This window comes from Streptomyces sp. NRRL S-1813 (assembly GCF_000719605.1).
Taxonomy (GTDB): domain Bacteria; phylum Actinomycetota; class Actinomycetes; order Streptomycetales; family Streptomycetaceae; genus Streptomyces; species Streptomyces decoyicus.
In genome coordinates, this window is record NZ_JOHB01000031.1 from 67,772 (window position 1) to 90,558 (window position 22,787).

The window sequence follows — 22,787 nt, forward strand, 5'->3', positions numbered from 1 at the left end:
CGCACACCGTTCGCTCATCATGGGCCCGCCTCCATCGGGCCGAGTGCCGGACGCGCAGATGAACGCTGTCCGCGCCTGGCGGGAGACCCTCCTTGGGGCGTGCAAGGTTGCCCGGATCCCGTTGATCCCGCTGCGGGCTCCGGCAGCTGAGCGCCGTCAGGCGCGGAGGGCGGCGTCGAGATCGCGAATGAACTCGCCCACGCGGCCGCCTCCCGGAGGTGCGGCGGGCATACGGCCGAGCACCGCGGTGACCGCTGTGGGCGCGTGATGACGCGCCCATTCAAGGGTCCCCGCGGTGACCCGTCGGTCTTCGCCGGATGCCAGCTCTTCTGCCCGTGCCGCATGCGCTGCCGCACCGAGAAGGTGTTTCACCTGATGAGCGTCTGCCAAGGGGTGAAGGTAGGCAGCGGCGGCCGCATGGCTTGCCGCTCGTGCCGCGTCGGCCGCGGCGGGTGAAGCGGCTTCCTGTGCCGCGCGGTATGCGGCCCATGCGCTCTGCCGCAGAGCTGCCGTGCGTCGGCCGCCCTCGGCGAAAGCCTGTGCGGCATCGACGGCGTCGCGCGGGCGCGGGTCGGCAGGAACGCTCTGTTCGAAGATCGACAGTGTCCTGCGCGCACACTCGGCCGCGTAGCCCGCGATCTCGCGGAGTTCGTGTGGGGTCAGCTCAATCTTTTCCGACTGGGTTGGCACCGCCCCATCTTGCCGCAAGTCGCCGATCGGCGCGGAGACCTGGACCGGCTGCGGCGGCGGGAGTGCCCGCCAGGTGTCACCTGGGCCCGGATGCCAGCAGCGCGGCCACGTCCGGGTTCCTGATCTCGACGACATCGAAGAGCTCCAATGCGTCGAGGGCGGGCTTCAGATCGCGGATCTGCTGTGCGACCGCCTCGTGTTCGGAGGTGCCCGGCTCCAGGTTCTCCAGGGCCTTGGCGTTTCCGATGAAGGCCGCGATGGACCCCTTGCGGACGAGTACTCCGTTGAATTCCGCCTGCTCCTGGCCGTCGGCAAGGACGTCCTGGGGGGTGAGGGGGGCGGGAGCGGGCGGGGCGGCGGGCTCGGGCGGTGCGAGGTGCGAGTTCTCCTGCTGCTGGGCGTCGGGCGTCGCGGAGGTAGGCAGGGTGGACATGGGGGCCTTCTTTCACTGGGAGGATTTGCGTGCCAGCAGCACGCTTCCCTCAAGGTAGCAGAGATGCGTGCCGCTGGCACGTACAATCTGTCCATGAACGATTCCTCAGTAGCGGCAAGCGTGGAGGCCTCCTTGGGCCTGCTGCTTCGGCGCAGTACGCGAGCGAGCCTGTACTCGGCCCTGGTCGACCAGTTGGACGGCGTGAACGAGACCACCTATCCGGTGCTGAGCGGGATCGCCCGGATGGAACCGGTGAGCAGCAGCCGACTCGCCGCGGAGATCGGCATCGACCGCACGGCGACCACCCGTTACGCGGACCGCCTGGTGACCGCGGGCCTGGTGGCGCGTGAGGCCGACCCGGCGGACGCCCGGTCCACGCTGCTCCGGCTCACGGAACAGGGGCGGAGCATCATCGATATCGCCCGGGTGCGACTCGTGGGCCAGGTGGAAGAGGCGCTGTCGGAATGGTCCGACGAGGAGAGGGCCGTGTTCGCGGCGGTTCTCGGGCGCTTCGTCGAAACGCTCCGGGCGGGCGGTGCGTCGACTGGGTGATCGTCACGCGAGGCAGGTGCCCGCCCCTTGCGTTTGCCGGCCGCCGGCCGTCCCGCCCGGCCTCGGTTCGTGCGGGAGCGTCCGTGAACTCCCTTATGGCGCTGGTGGGTTGAGCCGGGATGGGAGAGATGGCCTGGCGGATGGCCCAGGGGTCAGGTGGCTGCGGTGAGGCGCTTGATGCGGTCCGCGTCGCTGGTGCGCGGGCAGGTGACGCAGGTGTCGTCGGGGCGCAGGGTGTAGAACATGCAGCAGCTGGCGCGGTCCCGGGTCGCCAGCGCCTCGCCCTGCGGCCCGGTCAGTTCGCGGAATCCCGCGCTCCCCGCGTACGGAGCGGTGGCACCCGGCAGCAGCTGCTCCAGTGCGGCCACTGCGCGTGGTTCCTCGCCCAGCAGATGCCCCAGGTGCCACAGGCCCTCGACGATCTCGTCGGACGCCATGCCCCACAGCGCCCGCGGCCCGCGCCGCATCCGGGTGCGGAAGCCCTCCAGCACGGGCTGGAGATGCTGGGCCGCCGCCGCTCGTACCTCCGCCCGCAGTGCCTCCTCGTCCGGTACGACCCGGGCGCCGGGCAGCGCCGCGGCGGGGTCGTCCGGCAGGCAGCTGAACGCGCCGATCCGCACCGCCATCCGTCCCAGCTCGCGCTGGAAGGAGACGTCCTGTACGGGCAGCCGCGGGACCCGGCGGTGCAGGAACCAGGGGATGGTGATCAGCAGGCAGGCGGGCCAGGCGTAGCGGTGCAGTGCGAAGCTCGCGATGACGTCCGGCCGGGCAGGCCGGCCGTGATCCCGCACGATCTGGGCGTCTTCCCAGGCGAGAAAGGCGTCCAGGCTCTCGCCGCCGGCCGCGAGCCCGGCCGCGCACACCCAGCCGTCGCCGCTGGGCGGTGCGGTGTCCCACAGGGTGACCTGGAGGCCGGGGAACGCCGTGGAGAGCCGGGTGTAGGCCTCGGCGACGGGGTGTGCGGCGGGCGGGGCGGCGGGGGCACGAGTCATGCGGGAGACCACCGAATCGCGATCGTTAACAGGTAAGGCTTACCTTACCCGTGCCCGCTGGGCGCCAGTCCTGGTGCGGCCCCCGGGCTTCCGTACGGGCTCCCGGATTTGAACTGTGGCGCGCGCCGCCTATGGTGCTGGAAACGTCAGGAGGAACCGTCATGGAGCAGGGCACAGCGGAACACGAGCCGCACGCCCGGGCATGGGTGCCCGCGCAGGCCGGTCCCGCCGTACCCCGGCGGCACTCCGTCCGCGGCCAGGTGCTGGCCGCACTGCGCCATGCGCTGGTCGGCGGGGAGCTCACCCCGGGCGAGGTCTACTCCGCGCCCTCGCTCGCCGAGCGCTACGGCGTCTCCGCGACCCCGGTCCGCGAGGCCATGCAGCAGCTCGCGGGCGAGGGCGCCGTCGAGGTCGTGCCCAACCGCGGCTTCCGGGTCGCCGAGCGCAGCTCCCGTGACCTCGCCGAGCTGGCCGAGGTCCGGGCGATGCTGGAGGTGCCCGCGATCGTCCGGCTGGCACGGGCGCTGCCCCCCGAGCGCTGGGAGGCGCTGCGCCCGCTCGCCGAGGCGGGCGTCGCGGCCGCCGCCCACGGCGACCGGGTCGGCTACGCCGAGGCGGACCACGCCTTCCACGACGCCCTGATGTCGCTCACCGGCAACCGACGGCTCACCGAGGTCACCGGCGATCTGCTGCGCCGTGCCCAGTGGCCGCCGGCCGACGGTCCCCGGCGGCGTACGGCCGAGCTGCTGGCCGACGCCTCCGAGCACACGGCACTGCTCGACGCCCTGGTCGCCCGGGAGTACGTGGTGGCCGAGCGGATCGCCCGCGAGCACGTGTCGGTGGCCCGCCACCCGCACTGAGCGGGTCCGCCCGCCCGCGGTCCAGGGAGATGGTCCTAGCCGGGCAGCAGCTCATCCAGTGGCAGCGCCGCGACATCGGCGGCGGGCCGGGAGAGATAGAGATCGGCGTGGTAGAAGCCGTCGGATTCCTTGCCCGCGGTGGGCAGGCCGCGGGCGGCCAGCGCCTCGAACGCCGCCTGCCGCTCGTTGCCGTCGGCGAACCGCCGCTGCCGGAACGTGCGGGTGGTGAGCTTCTCCGTCACCAGGCCGGCCCGGGCCAGCAGGGCGGAGACCGGCCGGTAGGACACCTCGCGCAGCACGAACGCGGCGACCCAGGGCGGCGAGGACACACAGTCGAAGAGGCGGCCGAAGGTACGCGCGGAGATGTAGCCGACACCGCCGGTGACGGTGATCAGATCGGTGTCGGCCAGCACCTTCCGCAGCTCCGGGCTCGGCTCGTCGAGCTCCAGATTCTCCGCGAAGCCGTGGTCGAGCAGCCCCACCGACCGGGCGTAGCCGACGGCACGGTCCGCCGCGTCGATGCCGGTGATCCGGAAGGGTTCGGCACGCCGCCGGCTGGCGAAGAACGTGCGGTCCTCCTCGGTGAGTTGGCCGGTGGACGGCATGGCCTGGCCGTTCGCCGTGTAGCGGCTGTAGAGATCGGTGAGGGACAGCCGGTGGTTGAGCAGCGCGGCGTTGACCCCGTACGAGCAGCAGAGGTCGACGACGTTCAGTGGCGGGCGGTCGCTCCGGTGCCGTTGCAGGGTCTCGGCCACGGCACGGAACACCGCTTGGCCGTGGTGCGGAATCTGGTAGTCCAGGGGGTGCAGTGTGGTGAAGTACCGGCGGGGATCCGGGCAGTTGTAAATCGCCTCGAAATCCGCCTTGCCCCAGTCGGTTGCAGCGGTTGTGTTGGTCACTCCTGCTGTCATGTGGCCTCCTGAAAGGCTGTGCCAATGGGTGGGGTCGGCTGGTCCCGGACCAGCATCCATACCCCGCCGCCGCCTCACAGTGCGACTTGCGGCCATTCTCGGGGCCCATGGGGCGTCGTGAGACGCCGCTGCCCCCGGCCTTCGGCTCATAGTCCCACCTCAGGGTTCGCCTGGCGCGTCGACGGCCGACCGATGAGGCAACCGTCACACCCCGGCCGATCCGCCGCGGGGACCGTGCAGATTCAGCCATTCATCGGGGGAACCCGCATGGCCGATGACGGGGGGTTGACGGAGAGCGGGGCAGTGGGCAGGGACGACAGCGAACGGGCGACGGCCAACCCCCTGCGGAGTGCGGAGGGTCGCCCGTCGCCCGTTCGCGTCGCGCGGTGTGGAACCCGCTAGGTCGCCGGCACGCCGGTGGACAGATGGTCGGCGAGCCACGTGGGAACGCCGCCCATGAGGCGGAAGAGCCGGGCCGCCTCGGCGCGCAGCCGGTCCGCGTCGCCGTCCGGTGCGGCGTCGGCCAGCGCCACGAGGGCCGGCGCCGTGCCGACCAGGAAGCCCAGCTCCTCGCGGATCCGCAGCGACTCGGCGAAACCGTGCCGGGCCTCCGCCACCTCCCCGTCGCGCAGCGCGAGCCCGGCCAGATGACGCCAGGTGAAGGACAACAGCAGGGTGTCACCGTGCGCCGTGGCGCCGGCGTGCGCGCGGCGGTAGGCGGCCCGTGCCGCGTCCGGGCTGTCGGCCACATGCTCGGCCATCAGCCCGCGGCGGAAGTCCAGCAGCGGACGGCCGGCCGCGGTGGGCGCCAGCAGCGCGGCGGCCCGGCCGAGCGCCGAGCGTGCCTCGTCCGCCCGGTCCCGGACGCCCAGGACCGTGGCGGCGTACGCGAGGTGGCCGCGCTCGCACGCCGCGCCGCCCCGCTCGTCGTCGTCGCCCGCCAGCGCCTCGGCGGTGCGCAGCGCGTCCTCGGCCCCCGCCCAGCCGGTGGCCGTGAACATGCACCGCTCGACCAGCAGCGCGGCGCGACGCAGCGCGGACGGCGCGTGATGGACGCAGTGCGGTTCCAGCAGCGCGGCCGCATCGTCCCAGCAGCCGCGGGAACGCAGCCGCCAAACGGCACGGTCGAGGGGACCGTCCCCCTCGACCGTGCCGATTGCGCCTGCCTCCGGTGCTGATGCGGGTGCTGGTACCGCGAGCGATACCGGATCCGCGGAACTGACCGGATCCGCGGAATCCGCGGATTCTGACATGGCGGTGTCCGCCACATTGCCCTCCCCGAGCGCGCCATTGAGCCTGGAAATTGGAGCTGTGGGCGAATCTCAGCACGAATGCCGTCGTGGGGCCAAGGGGGTGGGTGAATGAATTCACAATCGCTCGACGGGCGGTCAGAAGGCGACACACGGCCTTGATCGGGCGCTGCGCCGCACAGGCGGTCGGCCGTCGGCCGGCCACCGTCGGGCGCGATGCCGCCCGATCGAGTTACCCCGAACGGAGTAGTCGGTCCCGCCGGATCGAACCGGCCGGGCCGGGGGAAGCACAGGGCGTCCGCCCGGAGCCCGTCGCCGGGCGACGGAATCCGTGGGACGCTGCCCCGTCAGCTCAAGGGACGCCGGCCCCGTCAGCTCATCCGCAGTGCCAGGAAGAAGTCGAGCTTGTCCTCCAGGCGGGACAGATCGCGGCCGGTGAGCTGCTCGATGCGGCCGACGCGGTAGCGGAGGGTGTTCACGTGCAGGTGGAGGCGGGCGGCGCAGCGGGTCCAGGAGCCGTCGCAGTCCAAGAACGCCTCCAGGGTGGGGATCAGTTCGGCGCGGTGCTTACGGTCGTAGTCGCGCAGCGGGTCCAGGAGGCGGGCGGTGAAGGCCCGGCGGACGTCGTCCGGCACGAACGGCAGCAGCAGGACGTGCGAGGCCAGCTCCTCGTGTCCGGCGGCGCAGACCCGGCCCGGGCGGGCGGCGGCGACCCGGCGGGCGTGCCGGGCCTCCTCCAGGGCGCCGCGCAGGCCCTCGGCCGAGTGCACCGCGGCGCTCACCCCGACCGTCAGCCGGCCGTCGTCCGCCAGACCGCGGCCGAGCGGCTCCTGGACGACGGAGAGCAGCTCACCGGCGTGCAGACCGGTCGCCGAGGGGTCCCCGGGCTCGTCCGGGACGGGCAGCGGCACCAGCGCCACCGCCTCGTCGCCGATGTGTGCCACGGCGATGCGGTCGGAGGGCTCCGGGCCGAACGTGCCGGGATCGACCAGCATTTCCTCCAGCAGGGTCTGCGCGACCGGGCCGCCGGGGACATCGCCGTCCTCCCACTCGACCCTGGCCACCACGATCTGCCAGTGCGGTGCGGCGCCCAGTCCGGGCAGCAGCACCGGGGCCGCCACCCGCAGCCGGGCCGCGATCTCGGCGGGCGGTGCGCCGGTCTGGACGAGCTCCAGCACCTCCTGGGCGAGCCGGCGGCGGACCGTACGGGCCGCATCGCGCCGGTCGCGTTCCACGGAGATCAGCTGGGTGACCCCGTGCAGCAGGTCGAGGCGCTCCGCGGACCAGTCGCCGGCGTCCGCCTCGACGGCCAGCAGCCAGTCGCTCAGCAGCGTCTGGCGCAGATCCCGGCCCTCGTGGCGGACCGGGAACAGCGAGAAGGTGGTGCCTCCCGGCGCGTCGCCCCCCTCGATCGTGACGCGGTGCGGGCCGCGGCGGCCCGTACGGGCGGCCGCCAGATGTTCGCCCGCCAGCCGGGCGGCCAGTTCACCGGACAGCGGGGGCCCGGCGTCCGCCAGCGTCGAGCCGGCGATCTGGCGGCCGGTGGGGGAGAGCACCCAGGCCCGCAGATCCAGGTCGGAGCCGAGCAGGTCCAGGACCACCTCCGGGCCGCCGCCCGTGGGACCCGACGTCATCAGCCGCCGGTGGCGGTCCACGACGGCCGCCAGGTCACCGGCCCGTTCGCTGGAGACCTGGCGGACGACATGCTCGGTGATGGAGGCGAACGAGACGTCCTCGACGACCGAGAACAGCGGCAGCCGGTGCCGGAGACAGGCCTGTACGAGGTCGTCGGGGACCGAGCCCAGCTCCGCCTCGCCGGCGGCGAGACCGGCGACCCCGGCGGTGGCCAGGATGCGCACGAACCGCTCGGAGTCGTCCGGCTCGCGGCGCCAGGCCAGACCCGTCAGCACCAGCTCGCCGCCGGAGAGATAGCGGCTGGGGTCGCGCAGGTCGGTGGTCATCACGCCGCGTACCGTGCGGTCCAGCTCGTCCTCGCCCCCGAGCAGCCGAAGGCCCAGGGTGGGGGTGTCCAGGAGTGCGCGGAGCCGCATGACCTCGCCCGCCGTTCTTTGCTGTCTGGTGTTGCCGGTGGAATGCCGCGAGGTTTCGGAGCCTCGTCTTTCGTTCGAATCTACAAGACAGGTGGCTTGGCCAGCCAACCGCTTCATGGTTTCGGTGACTGCACCGGGTGGGCCCGGGGCGCGTTCACTGAACGCATTCGATGAACAAGACATGAACGGCTCCGTGGCGATGCCAGTGCAGCGTCCTCACCATGAGTAGCGAACGACCCGATCTCGTAGAATTCGTAGAAGAGGCCAACGATGGACTTCCTTCGCCCCGCCAGCTGGGAGGAGGCGCTCGCCGCCAAGGCCGAGCACCCTACCGCTGTGCCCATCGCGGGGGGCACGGACGTGATGGTCGAGATCAACTTCGACCACCGCCGCCCCGAGTACCTGCTCGACCTGAACCGCATCGGTGACCTGAGCGAGTGGGAGGTCGGAGAGAAGACCGTACGCCTGGGCGCCTCCGTCCCGTACAGCAAGATCATGGAGAATCTGCGGGCCGAACTCCCGGGCCTGGCCCTGGCCTCGCACACGGTGGCCTCCCCGCAGATCCGCAACCGCGGTGGCGTCGGCGGCAACCTCGGCACCGCCTCCCCGGCCGGTGACGCGCACCCCGCGCTGCTGGCCTCCGGCTGCGACGTCGAGGTGGAATCCGTACGCGGCCGCCGGATGATCCCGATCGACGACTTCTACACCGGCGTCAAGCGCAATGCGATGGAGCCCGACGAGCTGATCCGTTCGGTGCACCTGCCCAAGGCGGACGGCCCGCAGCAGTTCTCCAAGGTCGGCACCCGCAACGCCATGGTGATCGCGGTCTGCGCGTTCGGTATCGCGCTGCACCCCGAGACCCGCACGGTGCGCACCGGCATCGGCTCCGCCGCACCCACCCCCGTACGGGCCCGCGAGGCCGAGGACTTCCTCGCCGCGGCGCTGGACGAGGGCGGCTTCTGGGAGTCGGGCAGCCCCATTCCGCCGTCCGTCGCCAAGCAGTTCGCGCAGCTCGCCTCCGGCGCCTGCAACCCGATCGACGATGTGCGCGGCAGCGCCAAGTACCGCCGGCACGCGGTCGGCATCATGGCGCGCCGCACCCTCGGCTGGACCTGGGAGTCCTACCGCGGCAACGCCCACGGCACACAGGGAGGCGCACAGTGCGCGTGACATTCACCGTCAACGGCCGTCAGCAGGAGGCCGACGACGTCTGGGAAGGCGAGAGCCTGCTGTACGTCCTCCGTGAGCGGATGGGCCTGCCGGGCTCCAAGAACGCCTGCGAGCAGGGCGAATGCGGTTCCTGCACGGTCCGTCTTGACGGTGTGCCGGTCTGTTCGTGTCTGGTCGCCGCCGGGCAGGTCGAGGGCCGCGAGGTCGTCACGGTCGAGGGCCTTGCCGACTACGCCAAGCACCGCGAGGACGTCCACCCCGGTGGCGGCTGTGCCTCCGGCGCCTGTGGCACCTCCCTCCAGGCCGCGCAGCAGTGGCAGGCCAAGGGCACCGACTCGCAGACCGGCGAGGGCGGTGAACTCTCCCCGATCCAGCAGGCGTTCATCGACGCGGGCGCCGTCCAGTGCGGCTTCTGCACGCCCGGCCTCCTGGTCGCCGCCGACGAGATGCTGGAGCACAACCCGCAGCCGACCGACGCGGACATCCGCGAGGCGCTCTCCGGCAACCTCTGCCGCTGCACCGGCTACGAGAAGATCCTGGACGCGGTACGGCTCGCGGCCGCCCGTCAGGGTCAGGAAGAGGTGGTCTGACCATGGGAACCACCGGAACCCCCACCAAGATCACCCAGGGGTCGCAGACCAAGGGCGGCATCGGCGAGTCCACCCTGCGCCCCGACGGCACGCTGAAGGTCACCGGCGAGTTCGCGTACTCCTCGGACATGTGGCACGAGGACATGCTGTGGGGCTTCACGCTCCGCTCCACCGTCGCGCACGCCGAGATCGTCTCCATCGACACCTCCGAGGCGCTCGCCCAGTCCGGCGTCCACGCCGTGCTGACCTATGACGACCTGCCCACGTCGGTCAAGAACTACGGCCTGGAGATCCAGGACACCCCGGTTCTCGCGCACGGCAAGGTCCGCCACCACGGCGAGCCGGTGGCCCTGGTCGCCGCCGACCACCCGGAGACGGCGAGGCGTGCGGCGGCCAAGATCAAGATCGAGTACAAGGAGCTGCCCGTCGTCACCGACGAGGCCTCCGCGACCGCCGACGGCGCGCCGCTGCTCCACGAGGGCCGCGACGACCACCACGCCGGGCACGTCGCGCACCCCAACATCGTCCACCGTCAGCCGATCGTCCGCGGCGATGCCGACGGGGCCGCCAGGAACGCCGATGTCATCGTCTCCGGCGAGTATGTCTTCGGCATGCAGGACCAGGCCTTCCTCGGCCCGGAGTCCGGCCTTGCGGTGCCCGCCGAGGACGGCGGGGTGGATCTCTACATCGCCACCCAGTGGCTGCACTCCGACCTCCGTCAGATCGCCCCGGTCCTCGGTCTGCCCGAGGAGAAGGTCCGGATGACGCTCTCCGGCGTCGGCGGCGCGTTCGGCGGCCGCGAGGACCTGTCGATGCAGATCCACGCCTGCCTGCTGGCGCTGCGCACGAACAAGCCGGTCAAGATCGTCTACAACCGCTTCGAGTCCTTCTTCGGCCACGTCCACCGGCACCCGGCGAAGCTCTGGTACGAGCACGGCGCCACCAGGGACGGCAAGATCACGCACATGAAGTGCCGGATCGTGCTGGACGGCGGTGCCTATGCCTCCGCGTCCCCGGCCGTGGTCGGCAACGCCGCCTCGCTGTCGGTGGGTCCGTACGTGATCGACGACGTCGACATCGAGGCCGTCGCGCTCTACACCAACAACCCGCCCTGCGGCGCCATGCGCGGCTTCGGCGCGGTCCAGGCGTGCTTCGCGTACGAGGCACAGATGGACAAGCTGGCGGCCAAGCTGGACATGGACCCGGTCGAGCTGCGCCAGCTCAACGCCATGGAGCAGGGCACGCTCCTGCCGACCGGGCAGCCGGTCGACTCGCCGGCCCCGGTCGCCGAGATCCTGCGCCGCGTCAAGTCCCGCCCGCTGCCGCCGGAGCGCCAGTGGGAGTCCAGCGAGGGCGCCGACGTCCGTCAGCTGCCCGGCGGCCTGTCGAACACCACCCACGGCGAAGGCGTCGTCCGCGGGGTCGGCTACGCCGTCGGCATCAAGAACGTCGGCTTCTCCGAGGGCTTCGACGACTACTCCACCGCCAAGGTGCGCATGGAGGTCATCAACGCCGAGCCGGTCGCCACGGTGCACACGGCGATGGCGGAGGTCGGCCAGGGCGGTGTCACCGTCCACGCGCAGATCGCCCGCACCGAGCTCGGGGTCGCCCAGGTGACGATCCACCCCGCCGACACCCAGGTGGGCAGCGCCGGTTCGACGTCGGCCTCCCGCCAGACGTACGTCACCGGCGGCGCCGTCAAGCACTCCTGCGAGCTCGTCCGCGAGAAGGTCCTGGAGATCGGCCGCCGCAAGATGGGCACGTACCACCCGGCGTGGGCCACCGCCGAACTCCTCCTGGAGGGCGGCAAGGTCGTCACCGACGGCGGCGAGGTCCTCGCCGACCTGGTGGACGTGCTGGAGGACGAGGCCGTCGAGATCGAGGCCGAGTGGCGGCACCGGCCGACCGAGGCCTTCGACCTGGTCACCGGCCAGGGCAACGGCCACGTCCAGTACTCCTTCGCGGCCCACCGCGCGGTCGTCGAGGTCGACACCGAACTCGGCCTGGTCAAGGTCATCGAGCTGGCCGTCGCCCAGGACGTCGGCAAGGCGCTCAACCCGCTGTCCGTCGTCGGCCAGATCCAGGGTGGTACCACCCAGGGCCTGGGCATGGCGGTCATGGAGGAGATCATCGTCGACCCCAAGACCGCGAAGGTGCGCAACCCCTCCTTCACGGACTACCTCATCCCCACGATTCTCGACACGCCGACCATCCCGGTCGATGTGCTCGAACTCGCCGACGAGCACGCCCCGTACGGGCTGCGCGGCATCGGCGAGGCCCCCACCCTGTCGTCCACCCCGGCCGTCCTCGCGGCGATCCGGAACGCGACCGGGCTGGAGCTCAACAAGACGCCGGTACGCCCCGAGCACCTCACCGGCACATAGAGAGCCGTCCGGGGGCGCTCCCCCGGACACCGGCCTCCGGGCGGCGGGTGTCAGGGGTGTCCCTGTCCGTCCTCCTCCGCTCACCGCCCGGAGCCCTCCCCCCTCGCACCACGCAGTCGCTGCTCCGCCTCGTCGGAGTCAGTACCCCACCGTTCGTCTCGGGCCGTCCCCCGGGTCGTGCAGCCGAAGTTTCATCCCAAATCTCGCACTCGCTGCGAGGGCCCCTGTGAACCTTGGGAGTAAGGCACCATGACCCAGCAGTCCACAGAGCCGAGGACCACGGCGGACGACGCGGGCGCCGGCTCGCGCCAGCCCGCCGGCCGGTCCTGGCTCGACCGGTACTTCCACATATCCGACAGAGGATCGACGCTCGCGCGCGAGGTGCGCGGTGGCATCACCACCTTCATGGCGATGTGCTACATCCTCCTGCTCAACCCGTTGATCCTGTCGACTCCGGACGTCGAGAAGAACACCCTCGCGCATGCGGGTGTGGTCACCGCGACCGCGCTGGCCGCGGCGGTCTCCACGCTGCTGATGGGCTTCATCGGCAAGGTACCGCTGGCCCTGGCGGCCGGGCTCAACGTCTCCGCCGCCCTGACCGCCCAGGTCGTCCCGAACATGACCTGGCCGCAGGCCATGGGCATGTGTGTCATCTACGGCGTCGTCATCTGTCTGCTGGTGGTCACCGGCCTCCGCGAGATGATCATGAACGCCATCCCGCTGGCGCTCAAGCACGCGATCACCATGGGCATCGGCATGTTCGTCGCCCTGCTGGGGCTGGTGAAGGCGGGCTTCGTGGGCAAGGGCGAGGGCGGCCCCGTCACCCTCGGTCTCAACGGGCAGCTGTCCGGCTGGCCGGTCCTGTTCTTCTGCGTCACCCTGCTGCTGATCTTCATGCTCCAGGCCCGCAAGGTGCCCGGCGCCATCCTCATCGGCATCGTGGCCGGCAGCGTCCTGTCCATCGCCGTGACCAGGATCGGCGGGCTGACGGCCAAGGACTGGGGCGGTACACCGCCGGAGCTGAGCGGCAGCGCGGTCGCGATGCCCGACTTCGGCCTCTTCGGCCATGTCGAGTTCGGCGGCTGGGGCTCCATCGGTGCGCTCAGCGTCGGCATGATCGTCTTCACCCTGGTGCTGGCGGGCTTCTTCGACGCCATGGCCACCATCATCGGCGTCGGTACGGAAGCGAAGCTGGCCGACGACAAGGGCCGGATGCCGGGCCTGTCCAAGGCGCTGTTCGTGGACGGCGCGGGCGGTGCGATCGGCGGCCTCACCGGTTCGTCCGGTCAGACCGTGTTCATCGAGTCGGCGAGCGGCGTCGGCGAGGGGGCGCGTACCGGCCTGTCGTCCGTCGTCACCGGTCTGTTCTTCGCGGCCTGCCTGTTCTTCACGCCGCTCACCCAGCTCGTGCCGGCCCAGGTGGCCTCGGCCGCTCTCGTCGTCATCGGCTCGATGATGATGAGCGCCGCAGGTCACGTGGACTGGAGAGACCGCTCGGTGTCCATCCCGGTCTTTCTGACCGTGGTCCTGATGCCGTTCACCTACAGCATCACTGCGGGTGTCGGCGCGGGCGTCATCGCCTACGTTGCCATTAAGACGGCACAGGGCAAATGGCGCGAGGTCGGCGGCTTCATGTGGGTGCTGACCGCGATCTTCATCGTCTACTTCTCGCTCCATCCGATCGAGCAGTGGCTGGGCGTCAAGTAACCGCCTGCCCTCTCCCCCGTCCGTAAGGAGACCGACATGCTGGACATCGCCGAAGAGCTGCACCGGTGGGTCGGGCAGGGCCGCGAGTTCGCGGTGGCCACCGTGGTGGCCACCAACGGCAGCGCGCCCCGCCAGCCCGGAGCCGCCCTGGCTGTCGACAGCGACGGCACGGCGATCGGGTCGGTCTCCGGCGGATGTGTGGAGGGGGCGGTGTACGAACTGTGCCAGGAGGCGCTCCAGACCGGTCAGCCGGTCCTGGAGCGCTTCGGCTACAGCGATGAGGACGCCTTCGCCGTGGGCCTGACCTGCGGCGGCGTCATCGACATCCTCGTCCAGCCGGTACGGACGGGCGCCCCGCGCCCCGCAGGCGACGGCGCAGCGGCGGGGGAACCGGCGGACAGCACCGCCGGCACCCTCACCGCCGCGCTGGCCGCCGCGGCCACGGGGGAGGCGGCGGCGGTCGCCCGGATCATCGACGGCCCCGCCGAGCTCCTCGGCCGCGCCGTACTGGTCCGCCCCGACGGCAGCCACACCGGCACCCTGGGCGGCCACCCCGCCCTCGACCGCACCGCGGTCGCCCAGACCCGCGCCCTGCTGGACGCCGGGCGCACCACCACGATCGGGATCGGTTCCGGCCCGGCGCCCGACGACGACGCCACGGGCGAGGGCGCGGGGCAAGCGATCGGATCGCAGTGCGGCCCCTCCGTCGTCCTCCTCGTCGAATCGTCCGTCCCCCCGCCCCGCATGATCGTCTTCGGCGCCATCGACTTCGCCGCGGCGCTGGTCAGGGTCGGCAAGTTCCTCAACTACCACGTCACGGTCTGTGACGCCCGCCCCGTCTTCGCCACCAGGACCCGCTTCCCGGACGCCGACGAGATCGTCGTCGACTGGCCGCACCGCTACCTGGGCTCCCAGGACCTCGACCCCCGCACGGTGCTGTGTGTCCTGACCCACGACGCCAAGTTCGACGTACCGCTGCTGGAGCGGGCGCTCCGGCTCCCGGTCGCCTACGTCGGCGCGATGGGCTCGCGCCGCACCCACCTGGACCGCCAGCGCCGGCTGCGCGACACCGGCCTGACCGAGCTCGAACTGAACCGGCTGCGCTCGCCCATCGGCCTCGACCTCGGCGCGCGCACCCCGGAGGAGACCGCGCTGTCCATCGCCGCCGAGATCGTCGCCAACCGCCGCGGCGGCACCGGCGTACCGCTGACCGGCGCGCACACCCCCATCCACCACGACACGGCCCGGCCGGTGGGGCGGATCGGGTCGGTGGCCTGAGGGCGCGAGCCCGACGGGCCGGATGACCGGAGGGCGGGCCGGCACCGCGCCCGAAAACCGGATGACGCTCCCGCCGCGCGGGCGTTAGCGTCCCCCGGTGACCACTGACGCCGCCGCCCACGCCACCACTGACATCCGGTACCTCGCCGAGGCCGATCTCGACCGGGCCCTGGATCTGAGCTACACGGTCTTCCACCTGAAGCCCGGTGACCGGACCCGGAGCTTCCACCGGGATCTGCTGCGGGACGGCCTCCGGATCGGTGCGTACGACGGCGGACAACTGGCCGGACTGACCGGGGCGCACCGCCGCACCATGACCGTTCCGGGCAGTCAACTCCCGTGTGCCGCAGTGGACTTCGTCTCCGTGCTCCCCACGCACCGGCGCCGCGGCATCCTCAACTCGATGATGGACGAGCTCTGGCGCCGCTGCGCCGCCGACGGGCGGCCGCTGGCCTGCCTGTGGCCGTCCGAGAGCGCCATCTACGGCCGCTACGGCTTCGGCGCCGCCACCGAGACGTACGGCATCGAGATCGACGCGTCCCGTCCGCTCGCGCTGCGGTCGGCACCCGACAGCCGCCCGCTGCGGCTGATCGACCCGGCCGAGGCGCCCGCGATGCTCGCACCGCGCTATGACGCGACGCTGCCGCAGCGCGCCGGACGGTTCACCCGCGACGGGAACTGGTGGCGCGCCGGGGCGCTGGACCTCGACGGCGTCCGCATGAACGCCGGTCAGGACGGGTTCGGGCCGGTGCGGGTCGTGGTGCTCGGCGCCCCCGGTGAGCAGCCCGGCGGCTATGCGTTCTACCGCACCCGAGGGCCGGGCGAGGGTCCCGGCGTGGTCCGCGTCGACGAGCTGGAGGCGGAATCCGCACCGGCCGCGGCCGCCCTGTGGTCCTACCTCGCCTCCATCGACCTCACCTCGACCGTACGGGCCGGGTCCCGCCCCGCCGACGACCCGCTTCTGTACCTGGCCGCCGACCGTGACCAGGTACGCGTCACCGGCCAGGAACCCAACCTGTGGCTCCGGCTGGTGGACGTCCGCACCGCGCTGACCGCCCGCTCCTGGGCGGCGCCCGTCGACCTCGTCCTCGGCCTGCGCGACACCGCCCTGCCGGCCAACGCGGGCCGCTTCCGGCTGACCACCGACCCCACCGGCCCCGCCGGCTCCTCCGACACCACCTGGGAACCCACCGACGAGGCGCCCGACATCTCTCTGGACGTACGGGAGTTGGCCTCCTGCTACCTCGGCGGCACCCCCCTGCGGCACTTCGTCCACGCCGGGCTGGCCACCGAGCACACCCCGGGCGCGGTCCGCCGCCTGGACGCCGCCCTGGAGACCGCGTGGCTGCCCTGCACCGGGGAGAATCACTGAGCGACGGGCGCGGGCCGGCCGGGGTGTCCGCCCCGTTGCCTCAGCCCGCGCCCCCGGGCCGCCGCGACCGCAGCGCCGCCATCACGAACACGTCGTGCCACGCACCGTCCCAGAAGAGGGCCTCCCGCATCCGGCCCTCCACCTCGAAGCCGCACTTCTCGTACGCCCGCCGGGCGCGCGGGTTGTAGTCGAAGACCTCCAGCTGGACGCGGTGCAGCCGCACCCGGTCGAAGGCGTGGTCGAGGAGCAGCCGGGTCGCCTCGCTGCCGATACCGCGGCCGGTGGCGCCCGGGACGAGGGCGATCCGGAAGCTCCCGTTGGCGTTCGGCGGATCGATCTGGTTCAGGGCGAGTTCGCCCAGGAAGGCCCCGGTTTCCCGGTCCTCGACCGCGAGATCCAGCCGGTCCGTGCGGTCGGCGCTGCCGGCGCACCAGGCCTGTATCTCCTCCCGCGTGAAGTCGTGGTGGGTGCCGGTCAGCCGACGGGTCTCCGGGTCCAGACAGGCGGCGTGAAAGGCTGCCGCATGCCGTACCGACAGCGGTACGAGACGGACCCGGTCCCCGGTGAGCACCGGCTTCTCACAGAGTGCGGTGGCATCGATCATGGGGGGATGATCTCCGGGCCCCGGGCGGGGCGGCAAGCGAATTGACCGGCGGGGGAGTGCCGGACGGAGGGGGCCGGCCGGCTCGCGGGGAGCCGGCCCACGCCCCTACGGCAGCGCCCCCGCCCGGCGCGCCGCGCTCACCGCCTGCAAGCGGGTGTGCGCCCCCAACTTCCGCATGCAGGACCGCAGATAGCTCTTCACCGTCTCCGGGCCCAGCCCCAGCCGTTCCGCCACCACCGCATTCGTCGCGCCCGACGCGACACAGGCCAGGACGTCCCTCTCGCGCGGTGACAGGGCAGGGACCGCCTCGCCGGCACCGGGCCGCCGTGACGAGGCCGCCGCGAGCCGGGCGCACGCCGCCAGCATCTCCTGCCGCAGCAGCGGATCGGTGACCCGCTGCGCCAGCACGCGCAGCTCGCCGTGCGCCTCCCGTACCTCCTCCCACATCGCCGGATCGGCGGTAGTGGGCTGACGGGCCAGGGAGAGCAGCCGGGCCGCCTCGTCCTGGAGCAGGAGTTCCTGCTCCAGCTCCCGGGCCGCCTCCACCGCCGCCGACAGCGGCCGGTCGCCGAGCCGCACCGGACGGCGCAGCGCCCCGTACAGAACCCCGCGCACCCGGCGCCGGACGATCACCGGCACCGCGAGCACCGACCGCAGCCCCTCCGCCGCCACCGCCGTGTCGTATTCATGGCTGATCACCGGTGAGACGCTGTAGTCGGTCACCGCGAGCGGCCGCGACAGCGCCACGGCCTTCCCGCCCAGCCCGTTGCCCTGGAGGATGTCCAGGCCGCGCAGCACCGTGGTCTCCGTACCGGCCAGTTCATTGATGCGGTAGCGCCCCGTACCGGCCAGCAGACCGCCGAACGCCACCGGCAGACCGCTCGCCCGCCGCAGCCGCGACAGCGCCGCCCGTACGTTCACCGCATCGTTCGCTCCCGGCTCGAGCCGCACGCCGAATCCTCCGCTTCCCCCCGTTCGGGGGTGGTGAGACCTGCGCCACTGATTACACGATGGCAGGTAGCGGTGCGGCAATGAGGAGGACACATGACGGACAGGGAAAACGGTGCGACGGGCCGCGCGCCGGCCGCCACCGAGGAGTTCCGGGCGGCGCGGGATCTCCTGCTGCGGCACCGGGAGGACTACGACGCGGCCCGCGCGGCGTTCCGCTGGCCCCGCCCCGACCACTTCAACTGGGCACTGGACTGGTTCGACGCCATCGCCCGCGGCAACGACCGCACCGCGCTGCACCTCGTCGAGGAGGACGGCACCGAGACCCGGCTGAGCTTCGAGGAGCTGCGCCGCCGTTCCGACCAGGCCGCCAACTGGCTGTCCGCCAACGGGGTACGGGCCGGCGACCGTATCGTCATGATGCTCGGCAACCAGGTGGAGCTGTGGGAGTCCGCGCTGGCGGCGATGAAGCTGCGCGCCGTCGTCATCCCGGCGACCCCGCTGCTCGGCGCCGCCGACCTCGCCGACCGGATCGACCGCGGCCGGGCCCGGCATGTCATCGTGCGCGCCGCGGACACCGACAAGTTCGCCGCCGTACCGGGCGACTACACCCGGATCGCGGTCGGCGGGGCGGCGGCCGGCTGGCTGGCGTACGAGCAGGCCTACGAGAGCCCCGACAGCTATGAGCCGGGCGGGCCCACCCGGGCCGACGACCCCCTGATGCTCTACTTCACCTCCGGCACCACCGCCCGCCCCAAGCTCGTCGAGCACACCCATGCGTCCTACCCCATCGGCCACCTCGCGACGATGTACTGGATCGGCCTGCGGCCCGGCGATGTGCACCTCAACATCTCCTCGCCCGGATGGGCCAAGCACGCCTGGTCCAATCTCTTCGCGCCGTGGAACGCCGAGGCCACCGTCTTCATCCACAACTACACCCGCTTCGACGCGGCCCGGCTGATGGCCGAGATGGACCGGGCCCACGTCACCAGCTTCTGCGCCCCGCCCACTGTCTGGCGGATGCTCATCCAGGCCGACCTGTCGGCGCTGCGCAACCCGCCGCGGGAGATCGTCGCCGCCGGGGAACCGCTCAACCCGGAGATCATCGAGCGGGTGCGGCAGTCCTGGGGCGTGACGATCCGGGACGGCTTCGGACAGACCGAGACCGCCGTCCAGGTGGCGAACACCCCGGGGCAGACCGTCAAACCGGGCTCCATGGGACGGCCCACCCCCGGCTTCGACGTCGTCCTGCTCGACCCGGTCAGCGGCGCACCGGCCGACGAGGGAGAGATCGCCCTCGACCTGTCCACCCGGCCGGTCGGTCTGATGACCGGCTACCAGGGAGACCCGGTACGCACCGCGGAGGCGATGGCCGACGGCTACTACCGCACCGGCGACATCGGCTCCCGCGACAGCGAAGGCCGGATCACCTACATCGGGCGCGGCGACGACGTCTTCAAGGCGTCCGACTACAAGATCTCCCCGTTCGAGCTGGAGAGTGCCCTGCTGGAGCACGAGGCGGTGGCCGAGGCCGCCGTGGTGCCGTCCCCCGACCCCGTGCGGCTGGCCGTGCCCAAGGCGTATGTCGTGCTGGCGGCCGGGTGGTCGCCCGGCCCGGAGACCGCGAAGCTGATCTTTGCGCACTCCCGCGACGTACTGGCCCCCTACAAGCGCATCCGGCGGCTGGAGTTCGCCGAACTGCCGAAGACCGTCTCCGGCAAGATCCGCCGTATCGAACTGCGTGAGCGCACCGCGCAGGGCGACGGCGGTGCCGAGTACCGCGAGGAGAACTACCGATGAGCCAGGCGCACCAGGAGCTGTCGTACGCCGGCGGGGTCGCCGAGCGGCCGCTGCTCGGGCACACCATCGGCGCCGATCTGGCCCGCACCATCGCCCGTTCCGGTGACCGTGAGGCGCTGGTCGAGGTGGCGAGCGGCCGCCGCTGGACCTACACCGAACTGGGCCGTGCGGTCGACGAGGTGGCCCTCGGCCTGCTCGCCAAGGGCGTCCGCAAGGGCGACCGGGTCGGCATCTGGGCACCCAACTGTGCCGAATGGGTGCTGGTCCAGTACGCCACCGCCAAGATCGGCGCCATCCTCGTCAACGTCAACCCGGCTTACGGTGTCCACGAGTTGGCGTATGTCCTGCAACAGGCCGGCATCACCCTCCTGGTCTCCGCGGTCCACCACAAGACCAGTGACTACCGCCGGATGATCGAGCAGGTGCGCGCCGAGAGCCCGGCACTGCGCGAGGTGGTCTACCTCGGCGACCGTACCTGGGGCGGGCTGCTGGCCGCCGGCGCCACCGTCCCGCACGCCCGGCTCGACGAGTGCGCCAAGACGCTGACCGCCGACGACCCGGTCAACATCCAGTACACCTCGGGCACCACGGGCTTCCCCAAGGGCGCCACCCTCTCCCACCACAACATCCTCAACAACGGCTACTGGGTCGGCGAGACCGTCGCCTACACCGAGCAGGACCGGGTGTGTCTGCCGGTGCCCTTCTACCACTGCTTCGGCATGGTCATGGGCAACCTCGGCGCCACCTCGCACGGCGCCTGCATCGTCATCCCGGGCCCCGCCTTCGACGCCGTCACCACCCTCCGGGCCGTCCAGGACGAGCGCTGCACCTCCCTCTACGGCGTCCCCACCATGTTCATCGCCGAGCTCAACCACCCCGACTTCGCCTCCTACGACCTCTCCTCCCTCCGCACCGGCATCATGGCGGGCTCGCCGTGCCCCGAGGAGGTGATGAAGCGGGTGGTCGCCGAGATGAACATGGCCGAGGTCTCCATCTGCTACGGCATGACCGAGACCTCCCCGGTCTCCACCCAGACCCGCCGGGATGATGACCTCGAACACCGCACCGCGACCGTCGGCCGGGTGCTGCCGCACATCGAGGTGAAGGTCGTCGACCCGTCGAGCGGGGTGACGGTGCCGCGCGGCGAGCCGGGCGAGCTGTGCACCCGCGGCTACAGCGTGATGCTCGGCTACTGGGAGGACCCCGCACGCACCGCCGAGGTCATCGACGCCGCCCGGTGGATGCACACCGGCGATCTCGCGGTGATGAACGACGACGGCTATGTCCGGATCGTCGGCCGCATCAAGGACATGATCATCAGGGGCGGCGAGAACGTCTACCCGCGTGAGATCGAGGAGTTCCTCTACTCCCACCCCAAGATCGCGGACGTCCAGGTCGTCGGAGTCCCCGACGAGAAGTACGGCGAGGAGGTCGCCGCCTGCGTCATCCTCCGCGACCCTGAAGACCCCCTCACCCACGACGAGTTGGCCCACTACTGCCGCTCCCGCCTCGCCCACTACAAGGTGCCGCGCTATCTCCACCTCCTCGACGCCTTCCCGATGACCGTCAGCGGCAAGGTCCGCAAGATCGAGCTCCGGGAGCGGCTGGCGAAGGAGCTGGGGCACGTAGCGCAATGAGTCCGCGCCCGGCGATCGGGGGGCGACGGGGGAGGGGCTGGGCACCCCAGCATGCCTCGACCCTCCCGCTCACTGTGCCTCGCCGCTCACCGACGAGGATCGCCGTTCCGTGGGCCGCGGACTACCGTCGCCCGTTACCGACCCGGCCGGGCCGCGTCCACGGAATCAGCGCAGGGACGCGCCCTCGGTAGTCAGCGTAGGAATCGCCGAACTGTCGGGCCATCAGGCCGTCTTCGACCCGCACCCGGCGCAGCAACCAGGGAACGGCAACCATCAGGTAAGCCACCCAGACCCCGAAGCCGCAGGCCAGCATCCCGCCGACGACCAGACCGAGCAGACCGGTGTAGATGGGGTGGCGGACCAACCGGTAGGGACCGTCGGTACGCAGCTCATGGTGCTCCTGCACCAGCGGGACGCTGGCCCACATCGCGCCCAGCGTCCAGCGAGCCCACAGCAGCAAAGCCGTAGAGGCGACGGCGAGCAGAGCACCCAGGAGCGCGAGCCCGGGCTGCCAGTACTGAACGTGCTGCCAGAAGGACGGCGGACAATAACCGACCAGCACCCAGAACACACCGACGCCCACGACCACCGGAATCCGTCCGCGCATGGTGCGCCGCAGCCCGCGCACCCAGCTGCCCAGCCCGTTCCGGCTCTGCACGCCGAAATAGACCGCCCCCACGATCCAGGCCACAAGGAAAATCAGGACGCAGACACCGGTGAGAGCGACAACTGCCGAATGAAGAAAGCCCATGCGACGAGACTGCGCCGCGTGCGGAGCGGTGCACCACCACCCACGGGTGGAACCGCAAGACTCCACCCACAGGTGGAGAACCCGGTGACCCGCCCTGAAAGGGGGCTCATGTGGACCAGGTGAGCCTTTGCAGTATCCCGAGTAAAGCAGCCAGAACCTGGCGGACAAGTTAGACGCGAAGGAGGAACTTACAGTTGGAGTTATCCAAGCCTGTTCGGACTTCCACAGCGAACGGACCCCAGGGCGGATATCTCGACTGGCACAGCATCAACTGGGCCGGAGTCGAGGAGACAGCAGGGATCGACAGGGAACGTGCTCTCACTCCCCAGGCGAGAGCACGGATGGCAGTTGAAATCGACGGCCAAACACAACCCTGGCGGGCCACGCCCGTCAAGCGGGTCTACATCCCGAAGAGCAACGGAAAGCAACGACCACTCGGGATCCCCGTCATGCGTGACAGGGTGATCTAGGCACGTGTGAAAAACGCGCTGGAGCCTGAGTGGGAAGCCCGGTTTGAATCACGTTCTTACGGATTCCGGCCGGGCCGCGGCTGCCACGACGCCATCCAGGCGATCTTCAGCACCGCGAAGGGAAAGGCCGCCAAGCGCCAGTGGGTACTGGACGCTGACCTGGCTGCCGCGTTCGACCGCATCGACCATCCCCACCTGCTCGAAGCCGTCGGGCAATTCCCAGCCAGGGAATTGATTTGGCAGTGGCTGAAGGCTGGTGTGGTCGATGACGGACGCTTCACTCGGACCGATGAGGGAACCCCTCAGGGCGGAGTGATCAGTCCTTTGTTGCTCAACA

Annotated in this window: 19 protein-coding genes and 1 pseudogene; 11 read left to right on the forward strand and 9 right to left on the reverse strand. The window is 71.4% G+C overall.

The window, feature by feature from the left end; genetic code table 11:
* Window positions 1–156: 156 nt before the first annotated feature.
* Together IF67_RS42195 and IF67_RS0131255 are read right to left on the reverse strand one after the other, a co-directional pair.
* The gene (locus IF67_RS42195) at window positions 157–690 is read right to left on the reverse strand and encodes a putative immunity protein (protein WP_078889740.1); all 534 of its coding nucleotides are present in this window, start codon (window positions 688–690) and stop codon (window positions 157–159) included.
* Between the two features lie 76 nt (window positions 691–766).
* The gene (locus tag IF67_RS0131255) at window positions 767–1,123 is read right to left on the reverse strand and encodes a hypothetical protein (protein WP_051818795.1); all 357 of its coding nucleotides are present in this window, start codon (window positions 1,121–1,123) and stop codon (window positions 767–769) included.
* 93 nt (window positions 1,124–1,216) lie between these two features.
* Here IF67_RS0131255 and IF67_RS0131260 point away from each other — a divergent pair, with 93 nt between their 5' ends.
* The gene (locus IF67_RS0131260) at window positions 1,217–1,675 is read left to right on the forward strand and encodes a MarR family winged helix-turn-helix transcriptional regulator (RefSeq protein WP_037840107.1); all 459 of its coding nucleotides are present in this window, start codon (window positions 1,217–1,219) and stop codon (window positions 1,673–1,675) included.
* Between the two features lie 152 nt (window positions 1,676–1,827).
* Here the strand turns inward: IF67_RS0131260 and IF67_RS0131265 are convergent, their stop codons facing one another.
* Complete coding sequence (locus IF67_RS0131265) at window positions 1,828–2,667, reverse strand: (2Fe-2S)-binding protein (RefSeq protein WP_030991372.1); 840 nt, start codon at window positions 2,665–2,667, stop codon at window positions 1,828–1,830.
* A 161-nt stretch (window positions 2,668–2,828) separates the two neighbouring features.
* Between IF67_RS0131265 and IF67_RS0131270 the strand changes: the two genes are divergently transcribed.
* Complete coding sequence (locus IF67_RS0131270; RefSeq protein ID WP_030991374.1) at window positions 2,829–3,527, forward strand: GntR family transcriptional regulator; 699 nt, start codon at window positions 2,829–2,831, stop codon at window positions 3,525–3,527.
* A 35-nt stretch (window positions 3,528–3,562) separates the two neighbouring features.
* Here the strand turns inward: IF67_RS0131270 and IF67_RS0131275 are convergent, their stop codons facing one another.
* The 3 genes from IF67_RS0131275 to IF67_RS0131285 form a co-directional block, all read right to left on the reverse strand.
* Window positions 3,563–4,438, reverse strand: a complete 876-nt coding sequence (locus tag IF67_RS0131275; protein ID WP_234341444.1) for a hypothetical protein — start codon at window positions 4,436–4,438, stop codon at window positions 3,563–3,565.
* 398 nt (window positions 4,439–4,836) lie between these two features.
* Window positions 4,837–5,691: a hypothetical protein gene (locus IF67_RS0131280; protein WP_234341446.1), complete on the reverse strand. Its 855-nt coding sequence runs from the start codon at window positions 5,689–5,691 to the stop codon at window positions 4,837–4,839.
* 368 nt (window positions 5,692–6,059) lie between these two features.
* On the reverse strand, window positions 6,060–7,739 hold the full coding sequence (locus IF67_RS0131285; protein WP_030991380.1) for a PucR family transcriptional regulator: 1,680 nt from the start codon (window positions 7,737–7,739) through the stop codon (window positions 6,060–6,062).
* 270 nt (window positions 7,740–8,009) lie between these two features.
* Here IF67_RS0131285 and IF67_RS0131290 point away from each other — a divergent pair, with 270 nt between their 5' ends.
* From IF67_RS0131290 to IF67_RS0131315, 6 genes are all read left to right on the forward strand, one after another.
* Window positions 8,010–8,909 carry an FAD binding domain-containing protein gene (locus IF67_RS0131290; RefSeq protein WP_030991382.1) on the forward strand — a complete coding sequence of 300 codons (900 nt, stop codon included), beginning with the start codon at window positions 8,010–8,012 and terminating at the stop codon, window positions 8,907–8,909.
* Window positions 8,900–9,499, forward strand: coding sequence for a (2Fe-2S)-binding protein (locus IF67_RS0131295; RefSeq protein WP_030991385.1), 600 nt, complete (start codon window positions 8,900–8,902; stop codon window positions 9,497–9,499). Before IF67_RS0131290 ends, IF67_RS0131295 begins: the two co-directional genes overlap by 10 nt.
* A gap of 2 nt (window positions 9,500–9,501) precedes the next feature.
* The gene (locus IF67_RS0131300) at window positions 9,502–11,883 is read left to right on the forward strand and encodes a xanthine dehydrogenase family protein molybdopterin-binding subunit (RefSeq protein WP_030991387.1); all 2,382 of its coding nucleotides are present in this window, start codon (window positions 9,502–9,504) and stop codon (window positions 11,881–11,883) included.
* 249 nt (window positions 11,884–12,132) lie between these two features.
* A complete protein-coding gene (locus IF67_RS0131305; RefSeq protein ID WP_030991389.1) occupies window positions 12,133–13,590 on the forward strand; it encodes an NCS2 family permease in 1,458 nt (485 codons plus the stop codon).
* A 36-nt stretch (window positions 13,591–13,626) separates the two neighbouring features.
* Window positions 13,627–14,868, forward strand: a complete 1,242-nt coding sequence (locus tag IF67_RS0131310) for an XdhC family protein (protein WP_030991390.1) — start codon at window positions 13,627–13,629, stop codon at window positions 14,866–14,868.
* Window positions 14,869–14,965: 97 nt separating this feature from the next.
* A complete protein-coding gene (locus IF67_RS0131315; protein ID WP_051818797.1) occupies window positions 14,966–16,240 on the forward strand; it encodes a GNAT family N-acetyltransferase in 1,275 nt (424 codons plus the stop codon).
* A gap of 40 nt (window positions 16,241–16,280) precedes the next feature.
* Here the strand turns inward: IF67_RS0131315 and IF67_RS0131320 are convergent, their stop codons facing one another.
* Window positions 16,281–16,844 carry a GNAT family N-acetyltransferase gene (locus tag IF67_RS0131320; protein ID WP_030991393.1) on the reverse strand — a complete coding sequence of 188 codons (564 nt, stop codon included), beginning with the start codon at window positions 16,842–16,844 and terminating at the stop codon, window positions 16,281–16,283.
* Window positions 16,845–16,949: 105 nt separating this feature from the next.
* Window positions 16,950–17,795: a helix-turn-helix transcriptional regulator gene (locus IF67_RS0131325; protein WP_051818798.1), complete on the reverse strand. Its 846-nt coding sequence runs from the start codon at window positions 17,793–17,795 to the stop codon at window positions 16,950–16,952.
* A gap of 93 nt (window positions 17,796–17,888) precedes the next feature.
* Between IF67_RS0131325 and IF67_RS0131330 the strand changes: the two genes are divergently transcribed.
* Complete coding sequence (locus IF67_RS0131330) at window positions 17,889–19,592, forward strand: AMP-binding protein (protein ID WP_030991398.1); 1,704 nt, start codon at window positions 17,889–17,891, stop codon at window positions 19,590–19,592.
* Window positions 19,589–21,229, forward strand: a complete 1,641-nt coding sequence (locus IF67_RS0131335) for an AMP-binding protein (protein WP_030991400.1) — start codon at window positions 19,589–19,591, stop codon at window positions 21,227–21,229. Before IF67_RS0131330 ends, IF67_RS0131335 begins: the two co-directional genes overlap by 4 nt.
* Window positions 21,230–21,350: 121 nt before the next feature.
* Here IF67_RS0131335 and IF67_RS0131340 read toward each other — a convergent pair whose 3' ends face one another.
* The gene (locus IF67_RS0131340; protein ID WP_030991402.1) at window positions 21,351–21,980 is read right to left on the reverse strand and encodes a methyltransferase family protein; all 630 of its coding nucleotides are present in this window, start codon (window positions 21,978–21,980) and stop codon (window positions 21,351–21,353) included.
* 194 nt (window positions 21,981–22,174) lie between these two features.
* Between IF67_RS0131340 and IF67_RS42200 the strand changes: the two are divergent.
* Window positions 22,175–22,787 (forward strand): annotated as a pseudogene (locus tag IF67_RS42200) (reverse transcriptase domain-containing protein); the annotation flags it as partial.

Bases quoted from the DNA above. Each gene is read 5' to 3' on its own strand.
- IF67_RS0131335 (WP_030991400.1), top strand. From the start codon at position 19,589: ATGAGCCAGGCGCACCAGGAGCTGTCGTACGCCGGCGGGGTCGCCGAG.
- IF67_RS0131270 (WP_030991374.1), top strand. From the start codon at position 2,829: ATGGAGCAGGGCACAGCGGAACACGAGCCGCACGCCCGGGCATGGGTG.
- IF67_RS0131280 (WP_234341446.1), bottom strand. From the start codon at position 5,691: ATGTCAGAATCCGCGGATTCCGCGGATCCGGTCAGTTCCGCGGATCCG.
- IF67_RS0131300 (WP_030991387.1), top strand. From the start codon at position 9,502: ATGGGAACCACCGGAACCCCCACCAAGATCACCCAGGGGTCGCAGACC.
- IF67_RS0131340 (WP_030991402.1), bottom strand. From the start codon at position 21,980: ATGGGCTTTCTTCATTCGGCAGTTGTCGCTCTCACCGGTGTCTGCGTC.
- IF67_RS0131255 (WP_051818795.1), bottom strand. From the start codon at position 1,123: ATGTCCACCCTGCCTACCTCCGCGACGCCCGACGCCCAGCAGCAGGAG.
- IF67_RS0131310 (WP_030991390.1), top strand. From the start codon at position 13,627: ATGCTGGACATCGCCGAAGAGCTGCACCGGTGGGTCGGGCAGGGCCGC.
- IF67_RS0131290 (WP_030991382.1), top strand. From the start codon at position 8,010: ATGGACTTCCTTCGCCCCGCCAGCTGGGAGGAGGCGCTCGCCGCCAAG.
- IF67_RS0131285 (WP_030991380.1), bottom strand. From the start codon at position 7,739: ATGCGGCTCCGCGCACTCCTGGACACCCCCACCCTGGGCCTTCGGCTG.
- IF67_RS0131265 (WP_030991372.1), bottom strand. From the start codon at position 2,667: ATGACTCGTGCCCCCGCCGCCCCGCCCGCCGCACACCCCGTCGCCGAG.
- IF67_RS0131305 (WP_030991389.1), top strand. From the start codon at position 12,133: ATGACCCAGCAGTCCACAGAGCCGAGGACCACGGCGGACGACGCGGGC.
- IF67_RS0131320 (WP_030991393.1), bottom strand. From the start codon at position 16,844: ATGATCGATGCCACCGCACTCTGTGAGAAGCCGGTGCTCACCGGGGAC.
- IF67_RS0131260 (WP_037840107.1), top strand. From the start codon at position 1,217: ATGAACGATTCCTCAGTAGCGGCAAGCGTGGAGGCCTCCTTGGGCCTG.
- IF67_RS0131330 (WP_030991398.1), top strand. From the start codon at position 17,889: ATGACGGACAGGGAAAACGGTGCGACGGGCCGCGCGCCGGCCGCCACC.
- IF67_RS0131275 (WP_234341444.1), bottom strand. From the start codon at position 4,438: ATGACAGCAGGAGTGACCAACACAACCGCTGCAACCGACTGGGGCAAG.